Raw genomic sequence first — 20,995 nt, forward strand, 5'->3', positions numbered from 1 at the left:
GTACGCATGTCCGCCCAGGCCGCCCCTTTTGCCGTTCTGACGGATATCGCCCAGCGCAGCCGGTCCATGGCCGCCGGTCTGCCGGAACAACAGGAAGCCGTTGAACTCTGGAACGGCATCGGTTTTATTCTCTCGGGCGAGCGCTATGTTGCCCCCATGGGCGAAGTTACCGAAATCCTGCATGTGCCCCGGTTCACCCATGTTCCGGGGGTTCGGTCGTTCCTGATGGGAGCGGCTAATGTTCGCGGCCGCCTGCTACCCCTGGTCGATCTCGCCACCTTTTTCGATGTGCCCCGCTCTTCCCGCAGCCTGCGTGAACGGCGGGTTCTGGTGGTTGAGCAGGGCGACGTATTCAGTGGCCTGGTCGTCGACAGCGTACTGGGCATGCAGTACTTCGCCAAAGACAGTTTCAGGGCCACCCCCGACGGGGTGCCCGACAGCGTTCGTCCGTTTGTGAGCGGCGGTTACGAGCGCAATGAGGAGGTCTGGAAAGTGTTCTCAGCCACCGATCTGGTGGAAGACGAACGTTTTCTTGATGTTGCACAGTGGTAAGGGTGATGGTACTGGCAGGAACATCACCCTGACCGTCTGAAACCCGCTACACATACTTGCCATTTCCAGAAGAAAGAGGCCGGGAGCCAGAAAATGAAAAACAGAGCCGGAAGACTCAGTATGGGACAGGGAGGCAACAAACTGGTTGCCGGCCTGATCGCAGCGCTGATTGCACTTACCGTCCTGCTCGTTGTGGTACTGTTCATCATTAACCAGGACAGTCAGCACGACCAGCAGTACATCGCCAACACCGCGGAAATGCGGGTACTCTCCCAGGAGATCGCGAAGAACGCGACCGAGGCCGCAGGTGGTACCGCCGAGGCCTTCGACCAACTCCGTCGTTCGCGGGATGAGTTCCAGCAGCTCTGGACCAACGTGACCGAGGGCAACCCGGAAACCGGCCTCCCGCCCAGTGAACTGGCCCAGCAAAGTGGCGTACAGGAACACTGGAACACCGTTCGTGAAAACGCCGACAGCATCCTCTCTACCCGTGATGCAGTACTCGGCCTGCACGAAGTAGCCCGGACCCTGAACGAAACCATTCCCCAGCTGCAGGTGGAATACGACGACATCGTTCAGATTCTGCTGGATAACGGTGCACCTGCCGAACAGATCTCTCTGGCCCAGCGTCAGTCGCTGCTGGCAGAGCGTATTGTCCGCTCCGTTAACAACGTACTGTCCGGTGACGAAGACGCCGTTATCGCGGCCGACCGTTTCGGCCGGGACGCCAGCCTGTTCGGCCGGGTTCTTGACGGCCAGCTCAACGGCAATCCCGCCATGGGCATCTCCCGCGTAGCGGACGAAGACGCCATCTATGGTCTGGAAGCGGTTGACGAGCTGTTCCAGTTCGTTTCCCAGAACGTAGACGCGATCCTTGAAGCCTCTCCCGACCTCTTCAAGGTTCGTACCGCCGCAAGTGACATCTTCCAGAACTCCGAGAACCTGCTGGCCGAACTGTCGACTCTGGCCGACAACTTCGCTACCCAGTCCAGTTCCCGTCTGATCAGCCCGACCCTGGCCTTCGCCATCCTGGCCGCCATGGTTGCGATTGTTGTCTTTATCGGTCTTGCCCTGTACCGCGACGCCCAGGAGCGTCTGGCTACCACCCAGGAGCAGAACGAACAGAACCAGAACGCGATCCTGCGACTGCTGGACGAACTGGCCGATCTGGCCGATGGTGACCTGACCACAGAGGCCACGGTAACCGAGGACTTCACCGGTGCCATCGCCGACTCCATCAACTACGCGATCGACCAGATGCGCGGCCTGGTACAGGCCATTCGTGGTACTGCGGTACGAGTAGCTTCCGCCGCCCAGGAAACTCAGGCCACGGCCATGCACCTCGCCGATGCATCCGAGCACCAGGCCCAGGAAATTGCCGGCGCCTCCGCTGCGGTTAACGAGATGGCCGTGTCCATCGACCAGGTATCCTCGAACGCCGCCGAATCCTCCGCGGTTGCGGAGCGGTCGGTTGCGATCGCGAAGAAAGGCGCAGAAGTGGTACAGAACACCATTCGCGGCATGGATAACATCCGGGAGCAGATCCAGGAAACGTCCAAGCGGATCAAGCGTCTGGGTGAATCCTCCCAGGAAATCGGCGATATCGTATCCCTGATCAACGACATTGCCGACCAGACCAACATCCTGTCCCTGAACGCGGCAATCCAGGCCTCCATGGCCGGTGACGCGGGTCGGGGCTTCGCGGTGGTTGCGGACGAAGTTCAGCGCCTGGCGGAACGTTCCTCTGCAGCAACCAAGCAGATTGAAGCCCTGGTTAAGACGATCCAGTCTGATACCAACGAAGCCGTTATCTCCATGGAACACACCACCGCCGAGGTGGTCCGTGGTGCCCGACTGGCCCAGGACGCGGGTATCGCCCTCGAGGAAATCGAGAACGTATCCATGTCCCTGGCGGAGTTGATCCAGAACATCTCCAACGCCGCCCGTCAGCAGTCATCCTCTGCGGCGCACATTTCCAACACCATGAACGTTATCCAGGAAATCACCTCCCAGACTTCCTCCGGTACCAACGCTACCGCGAAGTCTATCGGTAACCTGGCAGAAATGGCCTCCGAGCTGCGGTCCTCCGTTGCCGGCTTCACCCTGCCGGATGAGGAAATGGCCAATCAGGAAGAAGAGGAAAACAGCGACGTACCGGTGGTCAGCTGATCACCGGCCCGGGGCAGATGACGGTCTATGGCGCATACGCATAACCAACTGTCACCCGCCGAAGGCATCTGGTCACTGCGCCGTCTTCCGGATATGGACGACGCGCAGTTCAGCCAGTGGCAGACCTTGCTGGAGCACCGCACCGGCATAACCCTGACCACCGAACGGCGCTCGTTTCTGGAAACCAATCTTGGCATCCGGATGCGCGAAATCGGTTGCAGCAGCTACCAGGCCTATTACGAGAAAATCGTATCCGGCCCGGATGCTGTCAGGGAGTGGGCCACACTGGTAGACCGGCTCACTGTTCAGGAAACCCGGTTTTTCCGGGACCCGGACGCCTTCCGGCTGGTGGCGGATTATGTGCTTACCCGTCCCCGGGAACAGTTCAGGAAGCGGGCCCTGGAGGCCTGGAGTGTTGGCTGCTCCACCGGCGAGGAGCCTTACACGCTCGCGATGATCCTGAACGAGGGCATGGCTCAGTTGGGCGTGCAACCGCTCTTCGGCGTAACCGGCTCGGACATCAGTCAGCCGGCCATCGAAAAAGCGCGCCAGGGCCGGTTTAATGCCCGCAAGTTGCTGGGAATGGAAGAAGACCTGAAAGCCAGGTATTTCCGGCCCTCGGAGCGGAATACCGTAGAAATTGTGAACAGCATCCGTGACCGGGTGTGCTTTACCAGGCTCAATGTTCTGGATCTGGATAAAGCACCCATGCACGGGATGAACATTATCTTCTGCCAGAACCTGCTGATCTACTTCCGTCGCTGGCGCCGACGGGAGATCGTCAAACGGCTCGCAGAGCGTCTGGCACCGGGGGGGTTACTGGTGCTTGGCCAGGGTGAACTGACCGACTGGCAGCCACCGGGCCTGCAGAGGGTTCCCTCGGAACATGTACTGGCGTGGATCAAGCGCCAGTCCGACGAAGAATAACCGGAGTGGTTATGGGCAATCACCATGACAGCATCGCCCTCGACTGGGTTCGGGGAGAGATACAGGACACGCTGACCCAGGGCCAGCATGCACTTGAAGCGTATGTCGAGAATCGCGACGACACTGCGCGCCTGCGCTTCTGCCTGAATTACCTTCACCAGGTACACGGTACCCTGCAAATGGTGGAACTCTACGGTGCAGCATTGCTCACCGAAGAGATGGAAAAACTGACCCAGGCCATTCTCAACGAAACCGTGACCAGCGTTGACGATGCCGTCAACGTGCTGATGCAGGCCATTCTGCAGCTGCCACAGTATCTGGAGCACATTGGCAGCAGCAGCGATGACTTTCCCATGGTTCTGCTGCCGCTGCTCAACGATCTCCGGGCCGCCCGGGGCGACTCCCTGTTGTCCGACACCTCCCTGTTCAAGCCGGATCTCTCTGCTTCACAGATGAGGGTCAGCGGCAAGGTGTCTGAACGCCTGCACGATCCAAAAGTCCTGGGCCACCTGCGCAAGCTGCGCCAGATGTACCAGTTTGCCCTTGCTGGCGTGGTTCGCGAGGCGGACCTCGACGCCCATTTCGATTACATGCAGAAGGTAATCCAGCGGTTGGTGCGCCTGTGCCAGAAAACGCCCCGGGGCGAACTCTGGAAAGCGGCCAGTGCCTTTGTCGACACTCTGCAAGCCCGGGTCAACCCGGTGAACACCGCCGTCAAATCCCTGCTCAGGGAACTGGATTCCGAGATCCGCCGGCTCACCGACGAACATGCGGATATCCTTCAGCAGCCGGTTCCGGAAGCGCTGTTCAAACACCTGTTGTATTACGTCGCCCGCGCCCGGGATCTCGATCGCCCTCAGGTTCAGGCGCTGCGTCAGGCCTATCAGTTGGATAGCGCCCTGCCCTCGGAAGACGACGTGGATGCCGCCCGCAACCGGGTATCCGGTCCAGGCCGGGACGCCATCCACTCCGTGGTCAGTGCCCTCAACGAAGAACTGGCTCGACTGAAAGATCAGCTTGACCTGTTTGTGCGGGCCGAATTTCGTCAGAACAGCGAACTGGACGAGTTACTGCCCGGCCTGCGTCAGGTTGCCAACACCCTGGCCGTTCTTGGTCTTGGCATTCCACGGAAGGTCGTCACCGAACAGATTGAACTGGTAGAAAAACTCTGCCAGCAGGCCGAAGTGGTCGACGATGGCACCCTGATGGACATTGCCGGTGCCCTGCTTTACGTGGAGGCCAGTCTGGCTGGTCTCGACAGTGAGCGACGCCCGGAGCAGTCTTCCGGCTCGGCCGAGGAAGCCTCCGCCATCAACATGGGCTCCCGTGAACTCGGAGAGGCCAGCGAAGCGCTGATCCGCGAATCCCGGAATACCCTGGAGCAGGTTAAATCCGCCATCGTCAATTTCATTGCCTCCCAGTGGGATGCCCGTGAAATCGAACACGTACCCGGACTCCTGCACAGTATCCGTGGCGGTCTGAGCCTGGTGCCACTGGATCGCGTTGCCGATATGCTCGCCTCAGCCGAGCGTTATGTCACCGACGTATTGCTCAGCAACAAACAGGTGCCGGACTGGAAACAGCTCGACACCCTGGCCGATGCCGTCACCAGTATCGAGTATTACCTGGAGAGACTGGCAGATGGCATCAGCGATAACGACGCTATCCTGCGCGTGGCCGAAGACAGCCTCGCCAGTCTCGGCTTCCCGGTCGGACAGGAGCCCACCTGGAGCCTGACGGAAGAAACCGAAGAGGCCCCGGCTGAAGTACCCGTGGCTGAAGAACCTGAGGCCAGCGCCGAAGAGACCACCGCACCAGAGGCCAAAACCTCTGATGCCGAGCTGCTGGATGATGAAATCCTCGGCATTTTTGTTGAGGAAGCGGAAGAAGTTCTGCAGACCATCCACGAGTTCTATCCGAGGTTGCGCCAGGATCACGACGATCGCGAAGCTCTGACGGAAGTTCGCCGGGCTTTCCATACCCTCAAAGGCAGTGGCCGCCTGGTCGGCGCCACCAGCATCGGCGAACTGGCGTGGTCGGTGGAAAATCTGCTCAATCGGGTCATCGACCAGACCATCAAACCGACCGATGACATGTTCACCCTGGTGGACCAGGTCAACGCCCGTATTCCTTCCCTGATTGAGGACTTCCGGAACGGCGAGACCAGTGGCGACGTCAACGAGCTGATTGAACAGGCTGAAGCGCTGGCAACGACCCGACGCGCAGAAACCGGACAGGCGGCCGAAGAGACCACAGGCGAAGCAGAAACTGCAGACGAGGGCGCCGCCGAGCACGAAATCGAAATTCCCGAAACGCCCGCTACCGCGCCAACGAGCGAAGTTGAAGAAGCGGACGACAGTGACGATCTCATTGATGACGAAATCCTCGAGATCTTTATTGAGGAAGCTGGCGAGGTACTCGACACCATTCGCGAATACCTGCCCATGCTGCTACGTCAGCACGATGACCGCAGTGCCCTGGCAGAAGTTCGGCGGGCCTTTCATACCCTGAAAGGCAGTGGCCGGATGGTTGGCGCTACCGTGATCGGGGAGCTGGCGTGGTCGGTCGAGAACATGCTGAACCGGGTGATCGACGGCAGCGTGTTCATGAATGATGATATTGCCCAGCTGCTTCAGGATGTCACCGATTCGGTGCCGGCGCTGGTCACCGATTTTGAGAAACGCCAGGCGCCGAGCCTGAACACCTCTGCCATGGAGGCGCGGGCCAATGCCCTGGCCAATGGCGAAATTCCCGATGCCACAGCCATGCCGCTGGTGGACACCGACACAGAGTCTGCAGAGGAAACAACGGCGGGTACCGTCACTCCGGAAGACAGCATTGAGTATGATGCCCTGCCCGGAGAAGACGAAGTGGATCCGGTGCTGCTGGATATCTTCGAGAACGAAACCGAAACCCATCTGCAGACCATCAAGGAGTACCTGGAGTCTGCGGGCGACAAAGCTACCGCCGCCTACACGGACGATCTCTCTCGGGCGTTGCATACCCTGAAGGGCAGTGCCAACACCGCCGGTATCGCGCCGATTGCGGAAGTCATTACGCCGCTTGAGCGCTTTATTAAAGAATCCCGGGCTCAGAACAAACGGGCAGACCGCGACGTACTGGCGCTGATCAGTGATGCGGCGGGCTTCCTGACCCAAGGGCTTGCCCAGATTCGGGAGAATCCCCAGGCACCGCTGGCAGGCACCGACGAGTACCTTGAGCGCCTGCACCAGGTGTGTGAGCAGACACTCACCAGCCATGCCCAGGCAGACGACGAACAACCCGCCAGGAAATCGTCGTCACAGCTGGTACAGCTGTTCCTGGGTGAAGGCCTGGATATCGTTCTGGATGCCGAAAGCATTCTCGATCGCTGGTCTGAAAACCCGCAGCAGGACGAGGCACTGGCAACCCTCCGTGCCGAACTGGAGCAACTGACCCAGGGTGCGACGGACGCCAATCTGCCCGATGTTGCCGAACTGGCCGCCGCTTTGACCCGCACCTACACCGCGATTTCAGAGCAGGGCCTGCCGCCGGGCGATGATGTATTCCAGACCCTGCGCGCCGGCCATGAGCAGTTGATTAACATGATGGATCAGGTGGCGGCCGGGCTGGCTACTGAACCCAGCCAGGAACTGATTCAGGAACTCGAGGCGCTGGCACAGGCAACCGCAGCCGAGCCCGCAGAACCGGATGAGTTCGAGCAGCAGTTCACCGAGGATCTGGAAGAGATCGACCTCAGCCTGGAAATGGATGAACTGGAGCAGGCAACAGAAGAACCTGAGCTGACAGAAACGCCGCCACTGCCGGAAACGTCTGAAGACGATCAGGCCATGGACGACGAGCTGGCAGCAATCTTCCTGGAGGAAGCCCGCGACCTGATTGACAGCACCGCGGAAGCCCTGCACAGCTGGAGCGAGGACACTTCAAACCTGGACCTCCTGCGGTTGCTCCAGCGTGACCTGCACACCCTCAAGGGTGGCGCCCGACTGGCCGACATTCCGGCCGTGGGTGACCTGTCCCACGAACTGGAAAACCTGTTTGAAGGACTGACCGAGCAGAAATTCTCGATCAATGACACTCTGTCTGATCTGTTGTTCCGCTGCCATGACCGGCTTGCCGGCATGGTCGAGGCACTTGAAGCCAGTGAGGCGCCGAGGCCCGCGCCGGATCTGATCACCGAGATTCATGCCTACATCGATGGCGCCCGCGGCACTCGCCCGGTAACCGATGTACACACCGATGACTCTGCGGAGCCGGAAGACGAAGAGCTGACCCTGCCGGAGCCCGAGCTCGAGGAAAGCACCGAAGAAACTGAAGGTGCAGAGGAGGAAGAGCTCCAGGCCACCGATCTGTCCCATCTGGACCCGGAACTGGTGGGCATTTTCCTGGAAGAAGCCTACGACCTGATCAACTCCACCGGCAGTGCCCTGCATACCTGGAGCGAAGACCCCTCGAACCGGGAGGTTGCCGCCGAACTGCAGCGTGATGTGCATACCCTCAAGGGTGGCGCCCGCATGGCCGGAGTCGAGGCCATCGGCGATCTCACTCACGTGCTTGAGGATCTGTTCGAAAAAGTGGCCGAAGGCCAGCTTGAAGCCAGCGGTCAGATGACCGACTTGCTGTTTGCCTGCCACGACCGCCTGGCTCAGATGGTAGAGCAGGTGGCGACCCAGAAGCCGTGCCCGCCAGCCGAAGAACTGGTGCATCAGGTTCAGGCCATTCTGCGCGGCGAATCCCTGCCTTCCGAGGCACCGCCGCAGTCAGAGCCGGGTGAGCGCGACGTTAGCGAACTGGAAGAACTGGAAATCAGTGAACAGCCGGCGGCAGAATCCGAAGAATCCGCGTCCAGCCTCAGCGAGAGCCTGGAAGACGCCACCGACGACGATCTGGTTGGCATCTTCCTGGACGAAGGCCTGGAAATCCACGAGGCCATTACCGAGTGCCTCGACCAGTGGCGTGAGGAGCCGGAGGAACTGGCTGGCATTACCCGCCTGCAGCAGGAACTGCACACCCTGAAGGGCGGCGCGCGACTGTCGGATGTCGACCCGATTGCGGATCTGGCCGAAGTCTGGGCCGACGCCCTGGACCAGCTGATTGCCGGCGACCGGGGCCAGTCGGCCATGCTTGGCCTGAGTGACCGCGCCGCGGCCAGCCTGAAATCCATGCTTGATGCGCTGGAAGACAGTCGCAAGCCCGATGCCGACACGGCCCTGATCGACGCGTTGCGCACTACCGCACCAGCGGAGGACACATCCGGAACAGAATCGCCACAGCCAGAAACGGCTGAAGCGGACTCCGTGGATCCGGAAGTGCTCGAAATCTTCCTGGAAGAAGCTGGCGAAATCATGGACCAGCTGGAGCAGCTACTCGATGACTGGCGTCGTGAGCCGGCCAATGAGCACTTCAACCGGGAAGCACAACGGGCATTGCATACCCTCAAAGGCGGTGCCCGTCTGTCCCAGCTCTCCGAGCTTGGCGACAAGGCTCATGCTTTCGAGACCCGCCTGATCGATCTGGGCGGTAACGCGCCAACCGAGGAGCAATGGCAGGCCATCACCGGCGATCACGATGCCATCATCGCGCTGGTGGCGGATATCCGCAAACGCTTTGAATCCGGCGCACCGGCACCTGCCCCGCAGCCGGAGAAAGCACCCGAACCGGTTCGCGAAGAACCCGCGCCGGTGCCAAAGGCCTCCACTGCGGAGCCAGCCCCGACCAAACCGGTTCCGGCACCTGCGAAACCGGAGAAATCCGCGGCCCAGGCGCGCAAGAAAGCCGCCGATGCCCAGAGAGCCGCCCAGGAAACCATTCGGGTATCGGCACCGCTGCTGGATGAGCTGGTTAACCTGGCCGGTGAAACCAGTATTACCCGGGGTCGCCTGGAGCAACAGAGCAGTGATTTCAGTTACACCCTGGACGAAATGGCCGCCACCATCGAACGTCTGCGGGAACAGCTGCGGCGCATGGATATCGAAACCGAAGCGCAGATCCTGTTCCGGGCCGAGCAGGAGCACGGGCCGGACTACGGCGACGATTTCGATCCGCTGGAAATGGACCGCTACTCCTCCATCCAGCAGCTGTCACGGGCCCTGAGCGAATCCACTTCGGACCTTGCTGATTTGCGTGAAACCCTGTCCGAGCGGGTTCGGGACACCGAAACCCTGCTGGTTCAGCAATCACGAATCAATACGGAACTCCAGGAAGGTCTGATGAAGACCCGGATGATTCCGTTCTCCTCCATGGTGCCCCGTCTGCGCCGCATCGTGCGCCAGATCAGTGGCGAACTCGGCAAGAAAGTCGATTTCGACGTACGCAATGCTGAAGGGGAAATGGACCGGAACATTCTGGAGCGGATGGTCGCGCCGCTTGAGCACATGCTCCGCAACGCGCTGGACCACGGCATCGAAACGCCGGAAGACCGCACCAAGGCAGGCAAACCGGCCACAGGTGAAGTGGTTCTGTCCCTGACCCGGGAAGGCGGTGATGTGGTGTTGAGGATGATGGACGACGGTAAAGGCATTCCGTCCGACGTTATCCGCGACAAGGCCGTTCGCCAGGGCCTGATGCGCGCCGACGAAGACCTCTCGGAAAGGGAAATCCTGCAGTTCATTCTGCAGCCGGGCTTCTCCACCGCCCAGCAGGTTACCCAGATTTCCGGTCGTGGCGTGGGCATGGACGTGGTTGCCAGCGAAATCAAACAGCTCGGCGGCAGCCTCGACATCGATTCCGCCCTGGGCCGTGGCACCACCTTCACCGTACGCCTGCCGTTCACCGTGTCGGTCAACCGGGCATTGATGGTGTCCACCGGGGAAGATTTCTACGCCATCCCGCTCAACACCATCGAAGGTATTGTCCGGGTCAGCACCTACGAGCTGGAAGAGTACTACAAGCCAGACGCCCCCATGTACGAGTATGCCGGCCAGCAGTATCGCCTGCAGTACCTGGGCAGCCTGCTCAACAGTGACCACCAGCCCAAGCTTCAGGGCCAGGCTCTGCCACTGCCGGTCATTCTGGTGCGCGGCGCGGAGCAGCCCATGGCTCTGCAGGTGGACCAGCTGATGGGTAGCCGGGAAATCGTGGTTAAATCCCTCGGACCGCAGTTCAGTTCCGTCCGGGGCGTTTCCGGTGCCACCATTCTCGGTGACGGCAACGTGGTTGTGATCCTCGACTTGCCGGCGATGATCCGCTCCGACATCCTGTCCGAACGCCAGCGCCTGGCGAATCTGGAAAAGGCACGGGACAGCGCCCGCTACGAGGAAAAGGCCACGACGGTTATGGTGGTGGACGACTCCGTTACGGTGCGCAAGGTGACCTCCCGTCTGCTGGAACGCAATGGCATGGAAGTGGTGACCGCCAAAGATGGTCTCGACGCCGTTGCCCAGCTTCAGGACCACCGGCCGGACATCATCCTGCTCGATATCGAAATGCCCCGTATGGATGGTTTCGAAGTGGCCAGCTTTGTGCGCCACGACGACAACCTGAAAGATACGCCGATCTGCATGATCACCTCGCGGACGGGCGAGAAGCACCGGGAACGTGCTCTGGCCATCGGGGTCAACGAGTACCTTGGCAAGCCGTTCCAGGAAACCGAGCTGCTTGACACCATCAAGCGGCTGACCGGGAACCGGTGATGGCCGGCCCTAACGGCCGGCCTGGCGTCGGGATTGTGTCCGATGTGGTGCTGCAACGGCATCGGCTGCAGGCGGCGACCGGAAAATTTGGCCTGGACGTCAGCTTCTCGGGAGATCCCGAGCGGCTGATGGACTACCCGGCGTTTCCGGACGCGGCGCTCTGGCTGGTGACCCTGGAAGACGAAGCGGATCACCCGGCACTGTTCGAGCATCTGCTGGAAAATACAGAAGCACCGGTCTTATTCGGCCTGGACCAGGCTCCCAAGCCCGGCACCACGGAATACTTCCGCTGGGAACGCCGGCTGCTCGACAAGCTGGAAAAACAGCTCGGGCATCTGGAGCAGCTGGATACCGCCAACGACATTGAAGAGCTGGCCGAGTCCACGCCAGATGCGGTGGACGCGCCTACGCTGCCACACTGGATAACGCCGGCGGCGCCGGGTTCGGTGGCTGAGGAAGTCTGGATTCTCGGAGCCTCGCTGGGCGGTCCTGCAGCGGTGAAGACCTTTCTCGATCACCTGCCGCCAAGGCTACCGGTCGGGTTTATCTATGCCCAACATATTGATGGCAATTTTACCGAAGTCCTCACCCGGGTTCTGGGCCGGCACGCCCATTATTCGCTGAAACGGGCCGAGGAGGGCTATCGGGTACGCAACGGCGATGTGGTGCTGATGCCGGTTGAAAGAGAGTGGTCCTTTGATCGCCAGGGCCAGCTGACGGAACTGAATCATCCCTGGCCGGGCCCTTATGGCCCATCGATAGATCAGGTGTTGCTGAACGTGGCGGATCACTATGGCAAACACTGTCATGCCATCCTGTTTTCCGGCATGGGCAACGACGGCGCTATCGCTGCACCCATGCTGAAGGCCTATGGCAGCCGCATCTGGGTTCAGGAAAGCACCAGTTGTGGTAACAGCTCCATGCCCGATTCGGTGGCCGCCACCGGCTGCGCCAGTTTCTGTGGCACTCCGGAGCAACTGGCCAGGGAACTGGTAAAAGTCATTGAGAACAACTGCCTGCTCAAGGGCCGGCAAAAACGGGATTCCGCCTGAGGTAACAAGCAATGAGTGAAAACAGCCAATCCCTGTCCTGCGTCATGATACCGGTCTCGGACCGCCAGCTCCTGCTGCCCAACGTCTCCATTGCCGAGGTGGTGGATTTCACCAGCAACGATGCCGGCGCCAATACACCGGACTGGCTGGCCGGATTCCTGGACTGGCGCGGGCTCACACTGCCGGTCATTTCCTACGATGCCGCCAACGGCAACAAGCTCACCATCCCTGGTGACAACCGTGGCCGCATCATTATCCTCAATACCATCGGCCCGAATCACCAGAGCACCCCGTTCATGGCCCTGGTCACCCAGGGCATTCCCAGCCAGGCGCGCCTGATGGAAGACCAGATCCGACAACTGGACGGCGACCCCGGCCCTGCGGACCTGATGCAGGTGGAAGTAGACGGCGAGCCAGCCTGGATCCCGAATCTGGAATACCTGGAATCCCTGGCCGTCGACGCACATCACTGAGCCTCCGGTCGGCATGGCGTGGCCGCCTGAAAATGTTATAATGTTGCAAATTTTGCAGGATCCACGCCATGCCGGAACGCGCACTTCCCTACCGTCCCCATAACCATCAGGCCTGTGTCGCCCAGGCGTTGTCCGATGCCCATGCCATCTGCCGCGATGAAAACGCCCGCCTGACTCCGATCCGTGAACGGGTACTGGAGTTGATCTGGCAATCCCACAAGCCGCTGGGCGCCTACGATATTCTGGCCAAACTGTCCTCGGATGGACATAACGCAGCCCCCCCCACGGTCTACCGGGCCCTGGACTTTCTGCTTCAACATGGACTGGTTCACCGGATTGCCTCGCTCAACGCCTTCGTCGGCTGTGCCCATGCCGGTGAACATCATCGCGGTACTTTTCTGATCTGCCGACAGTGCGGCACGGTGCTGGAACTGGCCATGCCGGAACTCAATCAGGCCATCGAATCCGCGGCGCGCGCGGAAGCCTTCCTTCCTGACGACGTTACCCTCGAAGTGGCTGGTCTCTGCCCTCGCTGTCAGGGGGAGCAAACGAATGACTGACCCCCTGGTCCGGCTAGAACAGGTTACGGTGGCATTTGACGACCGGCCGGTGGTTGATCGGGTCAACCTGACCGTGAGCCGGGGCGATATCGTCACCATCATCGGCCCGAACGGTGCCGGCAAAACCACGCTGATCAAAACCGTTCTGGGGATTCAGCGGGCGACCAGCGGTCAATTATCGGTGGCGCCCGGCCTGGTGATCGGTTACGTACCCCAACACCTGACTCTGGAGCCCACTCTGCCACTGAGTGTCCGGCGCTTCATGCTGCTCAGCGGACGTGCACTGTCAGACTGCAAGGCAGCGCTGGAAAGGACCGGGGTCGCGCATCTACTGGATGCGTCCGTCCACCACCTGTCCGGCGGCGAAAAACAACGACTGCTGCTCGCCCGGGCACTGGCCCGGAAACCCGATCTGCTGGTGCTGGACGAACCCGCCCAGGGGGTCGATATCAATGGCCAGGCCACACTCTACGATCTGATTCGCCAGCTTCGGGATGAGCTGCACTGCGGTATCATCATGATCTCCCATGATCTGCATCTGGTGATGGCGGCCACAGACCGGGTTATCTGCCTTAATCAGCACGTATGTTGCAGCGGATATCCGGAGGATATTTCCCAGGACCCGGCTTTTGTGGAAACCTTCGGTCATCAGGTTGCCGAGTCTCTGGCGGTCTACCACCACCATCACAACCATCGCCATAATCTCCATGGCGATGTGGTCTCTACCGCGGACGCCCACGAAGGTTGCAGCCATGACCATCATTGATGCGGTGCTGGGCGACTTCTTCTGGCGGGCGCTGCTCGGCGGCCTGGGCGTGGCTTTGGTGGCCGGTCCCCTTGGCTGCTTCGTAGTCTGGCGTCGCATGGCCTATTTTGGAGATACGCTGGCCCATTCGGCCCTGCTGGGCATCGCGCTTAGTTTTCTGATCAGCGTGCCTTTGAATCTGGGTGTGGTGATTACCTGTGTGCTCATTGCGCTGGCCCTGGTGCTGCTGTCCCGGACCCGCACCCTGGCTACCGATACCCTGCTCGGCATCCTGGCGCACAGCGCGCTGGCCATTGGCCTGGTAACCCTGAGCTTCATGCCGGATGTCAGGGTGGACCTGACCGGCCTGCTGTTTGGCGATCTGCTGGCCATGACCCGACAGGATCTGGTCTGGATCTACGGTGGCGCCGCCTTTGTCCTGTCTTTGCTGGCGCTGCTCTGGCGCGGCCTGCTGATGAGCACCATTCATGAGGAACTGGCACGGGTAGAAGGGATTTCGGTGGAACGCCTGCGGCTGGCGTTGATGCTGATGTTTTCGCTGGTGATTGCGGTGGCTATGAAGATTGTCGGCGTCCTGCTGATTACCGCCCTGCTGATTATTCCGGCCGCAACCGCACGCCGACTGGCCCACAATCCCGAACACATGACCGCCCTGGCAGTGGTCTTCGGGGTGGTGGCGGTGTCCGGCGGACTGACCCTGTCCTGGTACCTGGACACGCCGGCCGGACCATCGGTGGTGGTCACTGCATTTCTGGTGTTCCTGATGGTGTATGCAGGTGCCCGCCAGAGCCGGCACTGACCGTCCGCGCCACCAGTCAGCACAGGGCGGCGCCTGAATTGCCGGGCCGGTATTGCTGGTCTAAAGTTAGGCGGTATCCGAGCAGCAAAGGCCTCGCGGGAGCACACCAGCATGGACAGCGACCTTCGTAACACACCCGGCACCCGATTCCGGCTCTGGCTGGGTCTCTGGATGCCTGGGGTTATCCTGGGTATCGGCATACTGGTGTCAGTGGCACTGGCCAACACCCTGGCGCGAACTATCGCTGACCTTGGTCTTGAGGCCTACCATGCCAGGCATCAGGCTCTGGTTGCGACGATCGCAGCCCGACTACAACAAACGCCGGGGCACCATCTGCCCGCATCGCTGACCTCAGCTTTGGCGACAGATCTGCCCGAGGGCCTGCAGCTTCGAATCGATACTCTCGCCAGACACACCAAACAGGCTGTGCTGGAGCTCGGCATCGTAGATGAGCCCCGGGATTCCGAGGCCCTGCGTACCGAGCTGACACTGCCCGGCAGGCACTGGATGGTCACCACCACCCCAAATGCCGGATGGATAGACCGGGCCTCGAACCAGGCGCATTGGCAGATTCTTACTGCAGGCGCCGGTATCTCGGTACTCGCAGCCTTACTGATGCTGGTCGCCTGCCGTCGACTGGCCATCCGCAATGCCAGAATCCGGCAGCAACAGGCACAACTCGATCGCGATCAACAACAGATTACCAATCTGCAGGTGGAGAAGTCTGTGCTCCGGCATGCGCTGAACGACAGCGAAGCAAGAAGCCGGGATCTGGTTCGGCTGGGGGGAGCGGTAATCGCCGAACTGGATCACCAGGGGCGCATCGGGTTTGTGTCCGCCCAGATTGCCGACGTGCTCGGTCGCGCGCCCTCCGACCTGACCGATCAGCCATTTGAACAACTGGTATCCGAACAAGACCGCAGCCGGTTCCGGGAGAGCCTGGACAGCGCCCGCAGCGAGGAAGACCTGACCCGAACCGACCTGGCATTGATCGGGGCCGAGGACGCCCGGCCAGTGCGGGTCTGTCTGCGCCTGAAAACCATCAAGGATCCCGTCCACGGCATTACCGGCTTTCGGCTCAGTGCTACGCCGAACTAGGGCCCGCATAGACGGCCAGCGCGATCTACCAGCGACTCACAAGGGCTGAATCCGGTCCAGCAGCCGCCCACTCTCAACCAGCTCAAGAAACTCATCACCCAACCTGTCACTCTCCAAGATCGCTCGACGCCAGGCTCGTTCGCGACCGGCATCATCGCCGACGTACTTCTCGAAGTCCTTTCGATCCGGCAGTTTGCGATCCGGCAGGGTTGCCAGGTAATCCGGTGACGGCGATACCAGCACGACATCCTGCAGTCGACTGGCATCGCCCCGACGCCAGGGCAAGGTTTTATCGAACCAGCCGGGAACCACACGATCCGTAAAATGCGGATAGAGGATAATGCCAGGCTGCTGGTAAGGCAGGTCGAGGTGATAATCGAGCAGTCCGCCATCCCGGTATACACCCTCTGGCGCGCCCGGAATATTGCGGACTCCGGACATCACCAGAGGAATGGAAGCGGACGCCAGCAGGGCCGGCAACAGGTTATCCCGGCTCAGGGGCACTTCATGACTGGGGAAATCCACCAGGCTTGAGACCGGCGCGCGGCCCCGGGCATCGTGCACAATGCCACGTTCCATAAAACGACCCAGGTGCCGGCGGCTGACCATGTTGGCGCTGATAGCCCGCATCAACCCGAGGCTCAGCCTGCCACGGGTATCGTGTTGCAACAGGCCAAGACTGCGCACTACTACAATGCTCAACCGGTACCAGGGATGGCTGAGCAGAAAGTCTTCCCGGCCCCCCAGCAGCTCCTCCAGAAACAGTATGCTTTTGCGGGAGATTTCCGCAGCGCTGACGCCTTTGGCAAATCGCTGACTGGTGTACAGCTCGGCCAGGCGGGCCAACTGGGCCTTGGGATCATCTGAAGAGGCAATGGCGGCAAACCGCCAGCTGCCGATGGAAGATCCGATCAGGGCCCTTTCCTGGGGAGCCTGCGGCAACCAGTCACCAAAAATGGCCTTGTCCAGGCCACTGATTCCCAGCGCCTTCGGGCCACCGGCTGCCCCCGGAATCACGTGAACATCTTCGGGCCCCAGCGGATTTTGCTGCAGGCGCTGCAAAGCCCGGCGTCCCGCTCGGATGGTCAGTGCCGGCATCCGGCTGTGAATGGCAGTCATTCCTTTCTCCCCTGAAGTGTCCGGCGAGTGTATCCGACCGGCTGGAGACGGCCAACTGAACAGAATTCATGACGGCTATGTATATTCTGAATAACAGGTGCCTCCGGCATAGTTTTTACGAATTACGTCGATCCGTGGTTTTTGCTTTCGCCCATCACACTCCGTGCTAGACTGGAGCCATCGATTACAAACGGAAACATGCCGGTTATGAACAGCGGGAGTAGGCTGTGAATCTTTTTGCCTCGCCAAATACCCTGGCAACCAACCCGACCCTGGCTGTTCTCGGGTTCAAGCGGCAGCTGGTCTACCATCTGCACATCTGGGCCTTTATTGCGGTCGCCCCCCTGGTCATGGTGCAGTGGCAGCATGGCAACGTGCTGCTGTCATCCCTGTTGATTCTGTTCTGCGCCAACGCGGCCCTCGTGATCGCATTCCTGCGTTTTCGAAGCACCTATTTCTTCAAAGGCCGCCTGTTCCCCATTCTGGCCGTGGTGTGCGCCGCCTATTCCACTCTCATCAATGGCCACGCCGGGCTCTACTGGGCGTATCCTGCGGCCATTGCCCTGTTTTTTCTGCTTCCCCTGCGTGAAGCCATTTTCTGCAATGTCGTGTTTGTCTCGGTCATGGCGGTGGTGTCTTTCCTCAAGTTTCCAGAGGCAGACTTCTGGCGCATTACCTTTTCACTCGGTCTCAGTTGCCTGTTTGCCATGATCTTTGCCTGGCTGGTGGGGCGCCTGCAGGCCGAGCTTACCCGCTTGGCGACAACCGATCCACTGACCGGCTGCCTGAATCGCTCGCAGCTGGCCGACATCCTGAACAGCCAGATTCAGATGCGGGAACGCTATGAACGGGTGTCCAGCCTGGTACTGATTGATCTGGATTATTTCAAGACCATCAATGACCGCTGGGGCCACCTGGCCGGAGACAAGGTGCTCAAGGAAATGGCGCTGCGGGTACGCAAGCGGTTGCGGGAGAGCGATCAGCTGTTCCGTATCGGCGGCGAAGAATTCATGGTCGTGCTCCCGGAAACCCGGCAGAAAGACGCCGACACCCTGGCGCATCAGTTGCTGACCAGCATCAGCGCCCGGCCGTTTCTGGATGACATCCGGGTTACCGCGAGTGCCAGCGTGGCGGAAGTCACCCAGGGCGAGACCTGGTCAGTATGGCTCAACCGGGCAGACCAGGCTCTGTACGAAGCGAAATCCCGTGGCCGGAATCAGGTGGTGAACGCTCCCAGGCTCGCGAGCCAGGAGGACATCCTGGATCGGGCGCCAATGGCAGACCCGGCCACCGGCGGCACCACACCGGCCTGAGCTGGCTAGCGCGCCTTGCGAAACTCCCTGTAGGCGCTGTAGACATCCCAGGGTTGCTCAAAGTGGGGGTAATGCCCGACATTGCGCAACATCACCACATCGGCCTGAGGGATCAGCTCCCGATAGCGCCGGGCCATGGCGGCGCCGGACACCGGGTCGGCACCGCCGGAAATCAGTCGCATGGGCTGCTCCGCCTTTTGCAACGCTCCGACCCAGCGGTTGCGGTGACAACGACGCTCCTCCATGAACTGGATCAGGCGGTGCAACACGCCCCGGCCGTTGTTGTAGTTCAGCAAATGCCAGAAGTCGTCCATGTCCTGCCTGCCCGGCGGATTACGTGACCCGAACAGACGTCGAAAGTTGCGTTCGAAGAGCGATCGGCTGAGCCCCCGGCCAATGAGGCCACCCAGGGGGCTGCGCAGAATCTTCTGGATAAACAGGGGATGGTGAACTTCCGGAAACAGACCACCGTTTAGCAGGCAGACACTGCTGATGGCAAACGACAGCTCGCCCTCCTGCTCGCGGGCCAGCAGTTCCTGGACGACGGTGGTGCCGTAGTCATGGCCGAACAGGTGGACCCGCTCCAGACCCAGCCCCTCAATCCAGCCCTGAATCAAATCCGCCTGATCTTCGATGCTGTAGGAATAATGCAAAGGTTTATCGGAAAAACCGAAACCGAGCATGTCCAAAGTCAGCAGGTTATGCTCGCGCACCAGCATGGGCCAGATCCGGCTCCAGTCCCAGCTCGCGGTCGGGAAGCCATGCAGCAGAACGAGCGGCTCACCCTGCCCTCCCATGCGGCTGAAGATGGCATGCCCCTCGTAACAGAACCATTTGCCAGCCTGTTGCCAGGCTTCCAGCGTAAATGTCTCCTGGCGACCAGATGTCGCCACTTCTGAACCCGGTATCACCTGTTCCATGTGCAATCCATGACCGTACCCGCAACTCCTCATACTTTAGTGCATAGCTGCGGCCGGGGCCATATCGCCATCGGCGGCCTGTGCGGTGGTCCTTTTCTACGCCACAGACGTAAACCATGGAGATACCCGGCGAATTGCCTTAAGCTTTGGCCTTTTTCAGACACCCCAAACCGGAATCGATTATGTCTCTACCCCTTGATGATCTGGCCGATCACTACCGCACTATTATCCAGGGCCTGGGCGAAGACCCGGATCGAGAAGGCCTCCAGAACACGCCCATGCGTGCCGCCAAGGCAATGCAGTTCCTCACACGAGGCTACCAGCAGGACCTCGAAGAGCTGGTTAATAACGCCGTGTTCGAATCCGCCATGGACGAAATGGTGGTGATTCAGGACATCGAACTGTACAGCATGTGTGAGCATCATATGCTGCCCTTCATCGGCAAGTGCCACATCGCCTATTTGCCCCAGGGCAAGGTGCTGGGCTTGTCCAAGTTTGCCCGCATCGTCGACATGTATGCCCGCCGGTTACAGATCCAGGAAAACCTCACCCGTCAGATCGCCGAAGCCATCGAGAGCGTTACCCAGGCCAAGGGCGTCGCGGTGGTCATTGAAGCCCAGCACATGTGCATGATGATGCGCGGCGTAGAGAAGCAGAACTCGCGTATGAAAACCTCCATGATGCTCGGGCAGTTCCGCAAATCCCAGGCAACCCGGACCGAGTTCCTGAACCTGATTTCCAGTAACCGCTGATATCCGACTGACTCCAGGGAGTTGTTATGGCGAACGCCCAGAAACCACTGGCCCGTGTCCAGATCAAGAATCTTCTGCTGCGTGCCTATATCGGCATCAAGGAAGAAGAGATCAACAACCAGCAGGATGTGGTGATTAACGTTTGCCTGACCTACGATGCCTCCGAGGCTATCGAGCGCAATGAAATCTCTGCTGCGCTCAACTACCGGACCATTACCAAGCAGATTATCGCCCATGTGGACGGCCAGCGGTTCGCCTTGCTGGAGCGCCTGACCCACGAAGTATTGACCATCGTCATGGAACATGGCGCCGTGCGTTGGGCCGAGGTAGAAATCGACAAGCCCCATGCGCTACGTTATGCAGAATCGGTTTCCGTGACTCTGGAAGCCAGTCGCGACTAGGAGAATCTGCATTATGCCCAGCAACAGCCCCGAACAGATCCGGGAGATTCTGGAATCGGTTAATACCATCGCCCTGGTGGGTGCCAGCGAGAAGACCAACCGGCCCTCCCATGAAGTGATGGAATACCTGCAGCACCAGGGCTATCGGGTGATTCCGGTTAACCCGCGCCTGGCCGGTCAGCAGGTTCTGGGCGAAACCGTCTATGCAGACCTCGCCACACTTCCAGAGCCAGTGGATATGGTGGAACTTTTCCTGGCTCCTGAGCGTACCGATGCCGTGATCGATCAGGCCATTGAGCAGAAGGTTCCGGTGCTCTGGCTGCAGATTGGTGTGATCAATGAAACCGGCGCCCAGCGTGCCGAAGCCGCCGGCCTGACGGTGGTGATGGATCGCTGCCCCAAGCAGGAAATACCGCGGCACGGCCTACGCACCCCGGCCAAACGCTGACCTGTCTTACTGTCC

The 20,995-nt window shown here is 60.3% G+C and carries 16 protein-coding genes; 14 read left to right on the forward strand and 2 right to left on the reverse strand.

Annotation, left to right across the window (positions count from 1 at the left end):
* The first annotated feature begins 6 nt into the window (after positions 1–6).
* From Q674_RS29300 to Q674_RS29345, 10 genes are all read left to right on the forward strand, one after another.
* The gene (locus Q674_RS29300) at positions 7–552 is read left to right on the forward strand and encodes a chemotaxis protein CheW (protein ID WP_011787172.1); all 546 of its coding nucleotides are present in this window, start codon (positions 7–9) and stop codon (positions 550–552) included.
* A 93-nt stretch (positions 553–645) separates the two neighbouring features.
* Entirely contained in the window at positions 646–2,721 is a 2,076-nt protein-coding gene (locus tag Q674_RS29305) for a methyl-accepting chemotaxis protein (protein ID WP_011787173.1), read from the forward strand.
* A 27-nt stretch (positions 2,722–2,748) separates the two neighbouring features.
* A complete protein-coding gene (locus Q674_RS29310; protein ID WP_011787174.1) occupies positions 2,749–3,648 on the forward strand; it encodes a CheR family methyltransferase in 900 nt (299 codons plus the stop codon).
* Between the two features lie 11 nt (positions 3,649–3,659).
* Entirely contained in the window at positions 3,660–11,279 is a 7,620-nt protein-coding gene (locus Q674_RS29315) for an Hpt domain-containing protein (protein WP_023008700.1), read from the forward strand.
* Positions 11,279–12,331 carry a chemotaxis protein CheB gene (locus Q674_RS29320; protein WP_023008701.1) on the forward strand — a complete coding sequence of 351 codons (1,053 nt, stop codon included), beginning with the start codon at positions 11,279–11,281 and terminating at the stop codon, positions 12,329–12,331. Before Q674_RS29315 ends, Q674_RS29320 begins: the two co-directional genes overlap by 1 nt.
* An 11-nt stretch (positions 12,332–12,342) precedes the next feature.
* Positions 12,343–12,804 (forward strand): chemotaxis protein CheW, encoded by a 462-nt coding sequence (locus Q674_RS29325; protein ID WP_011787177.1) that lies wholly within the window; start codon positions 12,343–12,345, stop codon positions 12,802–12,804.
* 68 nt (positions 12,805–12,872) lie between these two features.
* The gene (locus tag Q674_RS29330) at positions 12,873–13,364 is read left to right on the forward strand and encodes a Fur family transcriptional regulator (RefSeq protein ID WP_011787178.1); all 492 of its coding nucleotides are present in this window, start codon (positions 12,873–12,875) and stop codon (positions 13,362–13,364) included.
* Positions 13,357–14,130, forward strand: a complete 774-nt coding sequence (znuC, locus tag Q674_RS29335; RefSeq protein WP_022991335.1) for a zinc ABC transporter ATP-binding protein ZnuC — start codon at positions 13,357–13,359, stop codon at positions 14,128–14,130. Before Q674_RS29330 ends, znuC begins: the two co-directional genes overlap by 8 nt.
* Positions 14,117–14,929, forward strand: a complete 813-nt coding sequence (gene znuB / locus Q674_RS29340; RefSeq protein ID WP_023008702.1) for a zinc ABC transporter permease subunit ZnuB — start codon at positions 14,117–14,119, stop codon at positions 14,927–14,929. Before znuC ends, znuB begins: the two co-directional genes overlap by 14 nt.
* Before the next feature lie 111 nt (positions 14,930–15,040).
* Positions 15,041–16,027: a PAS domain-containing protein gene (locus Q674_RS29345; RefSeq protein ID WP_023008703.1), complete on the forward strand. Its 987-nt coding sequence runs from the start codon at positions 15,041–15,043 to the stop codon at positions 16,025–16,027.
* A 36-nt stretch (positions 16,028–16,063) separates the two neighbouring features.
* Here the strand turns inward: Q674_RS29345 and Q674_RS29350 are convergent, their stop codons facing one another.
* Entirely contained in the window at positions 16,064–17,146 is a 1,083-nt protein-coding gene (locus tag Q674_RS29350; RefSeq protein WP_023008704.1) for a patatin-like phospholipase family protein, read from the reverse strand.
* 227 nt (positions 17,147–17,373) lie between these two features.
* Here Q674_RS29350 and Q674_RS29355 point away from each other — a divergent pair, with 227 nt between their 5' ends.
* Positions 17,374–18,459 (forward strand): sensor domain-containing diguanylate cyclase, encoded by a 1,086-nt coding sequence (locus tag Q674_RS29355; RefSeq protein ID WP_014423004.1) that lies wholly within the window; start codon positions 17,374–17,376, stop codon positions 18,457–18,459.
* A 5-nt stretch (positions 18,460–18,464) separates the two neighbouring features.
* On the opposite strand, the gene Q674_RS29360 is transcribed toward Q674_RS29355, so the two are convergent.
* A complete protein-coding gene (locus tag Q674_RS29360; protein WP_023008705.1) occupies positions 18,465–19,379 on the reverse strand; it encodes an alpha/beta fold hydrolase in 915 nt (304 codons plus the stop codon).
* Positions 19,380–19,561: 182 nt separating this feature from the next.
* On the opposite strand from Q674_RS29360, the gene folE reads away from it, so the two are divergent.
* The 3 genes from folE to Q674_RS29375 are packed head-to-tail and all read left to right on the forward strand — an operon-like array spanning position 19,562 to position 20,980.
* The gene (folE, locus tag Q674_RS29365; RefSeq protein WP_011787185.1) at positions 19,562–20,131 is read left to right on the forward strand and encodes a GTP cyclohydrolase I FolE; all 570 of its coding nucleotides are present in this window, start codon (positions 19,562–19,564) and stop codon (positions 20,129–20,131) included.
* Between the two features lie 26 nt (positions 20,132–20,157).
* The gene (gene folX / locus Q674_RS29370; protein WP_014423006.1) at positions 20,158–20,532 is read left to right on the forward strand and encodes a dihydroneopterin triphosphate 2'-epimerase; all 375 of its coding nucleotides are present in this window, start codon (positions 20,158–20,160) and stop codon (positions 20,530–20,532) included.
* A 13-nt stretch (positions 20,533–20,545) separates the two neighbouring features.
* On the forward strand, positions 20,546–20,980 hold the full coding sequence (locus Q674_RS29375) for a CoA-binding protein (RefSeq protein ID WP_014423007.1): 435 nt from the start codon (positions 20,546–20,548) through the stop codon (positions 20,978–20,980).
* Positions 20,981–20,995 lie beyond the last annotated feature (15 nt).

The organism is Marinobacter sp. EVN1 (assembly GCF_000475375.1).
In the GTDB taxonomy this organism is placed as follows: Bacteria; Pseudomonadota; Gammaproteobacteria; order Pseudomonadales; family Oleiphilaceae; genus Marinobacter; species Marinobacter nauticus.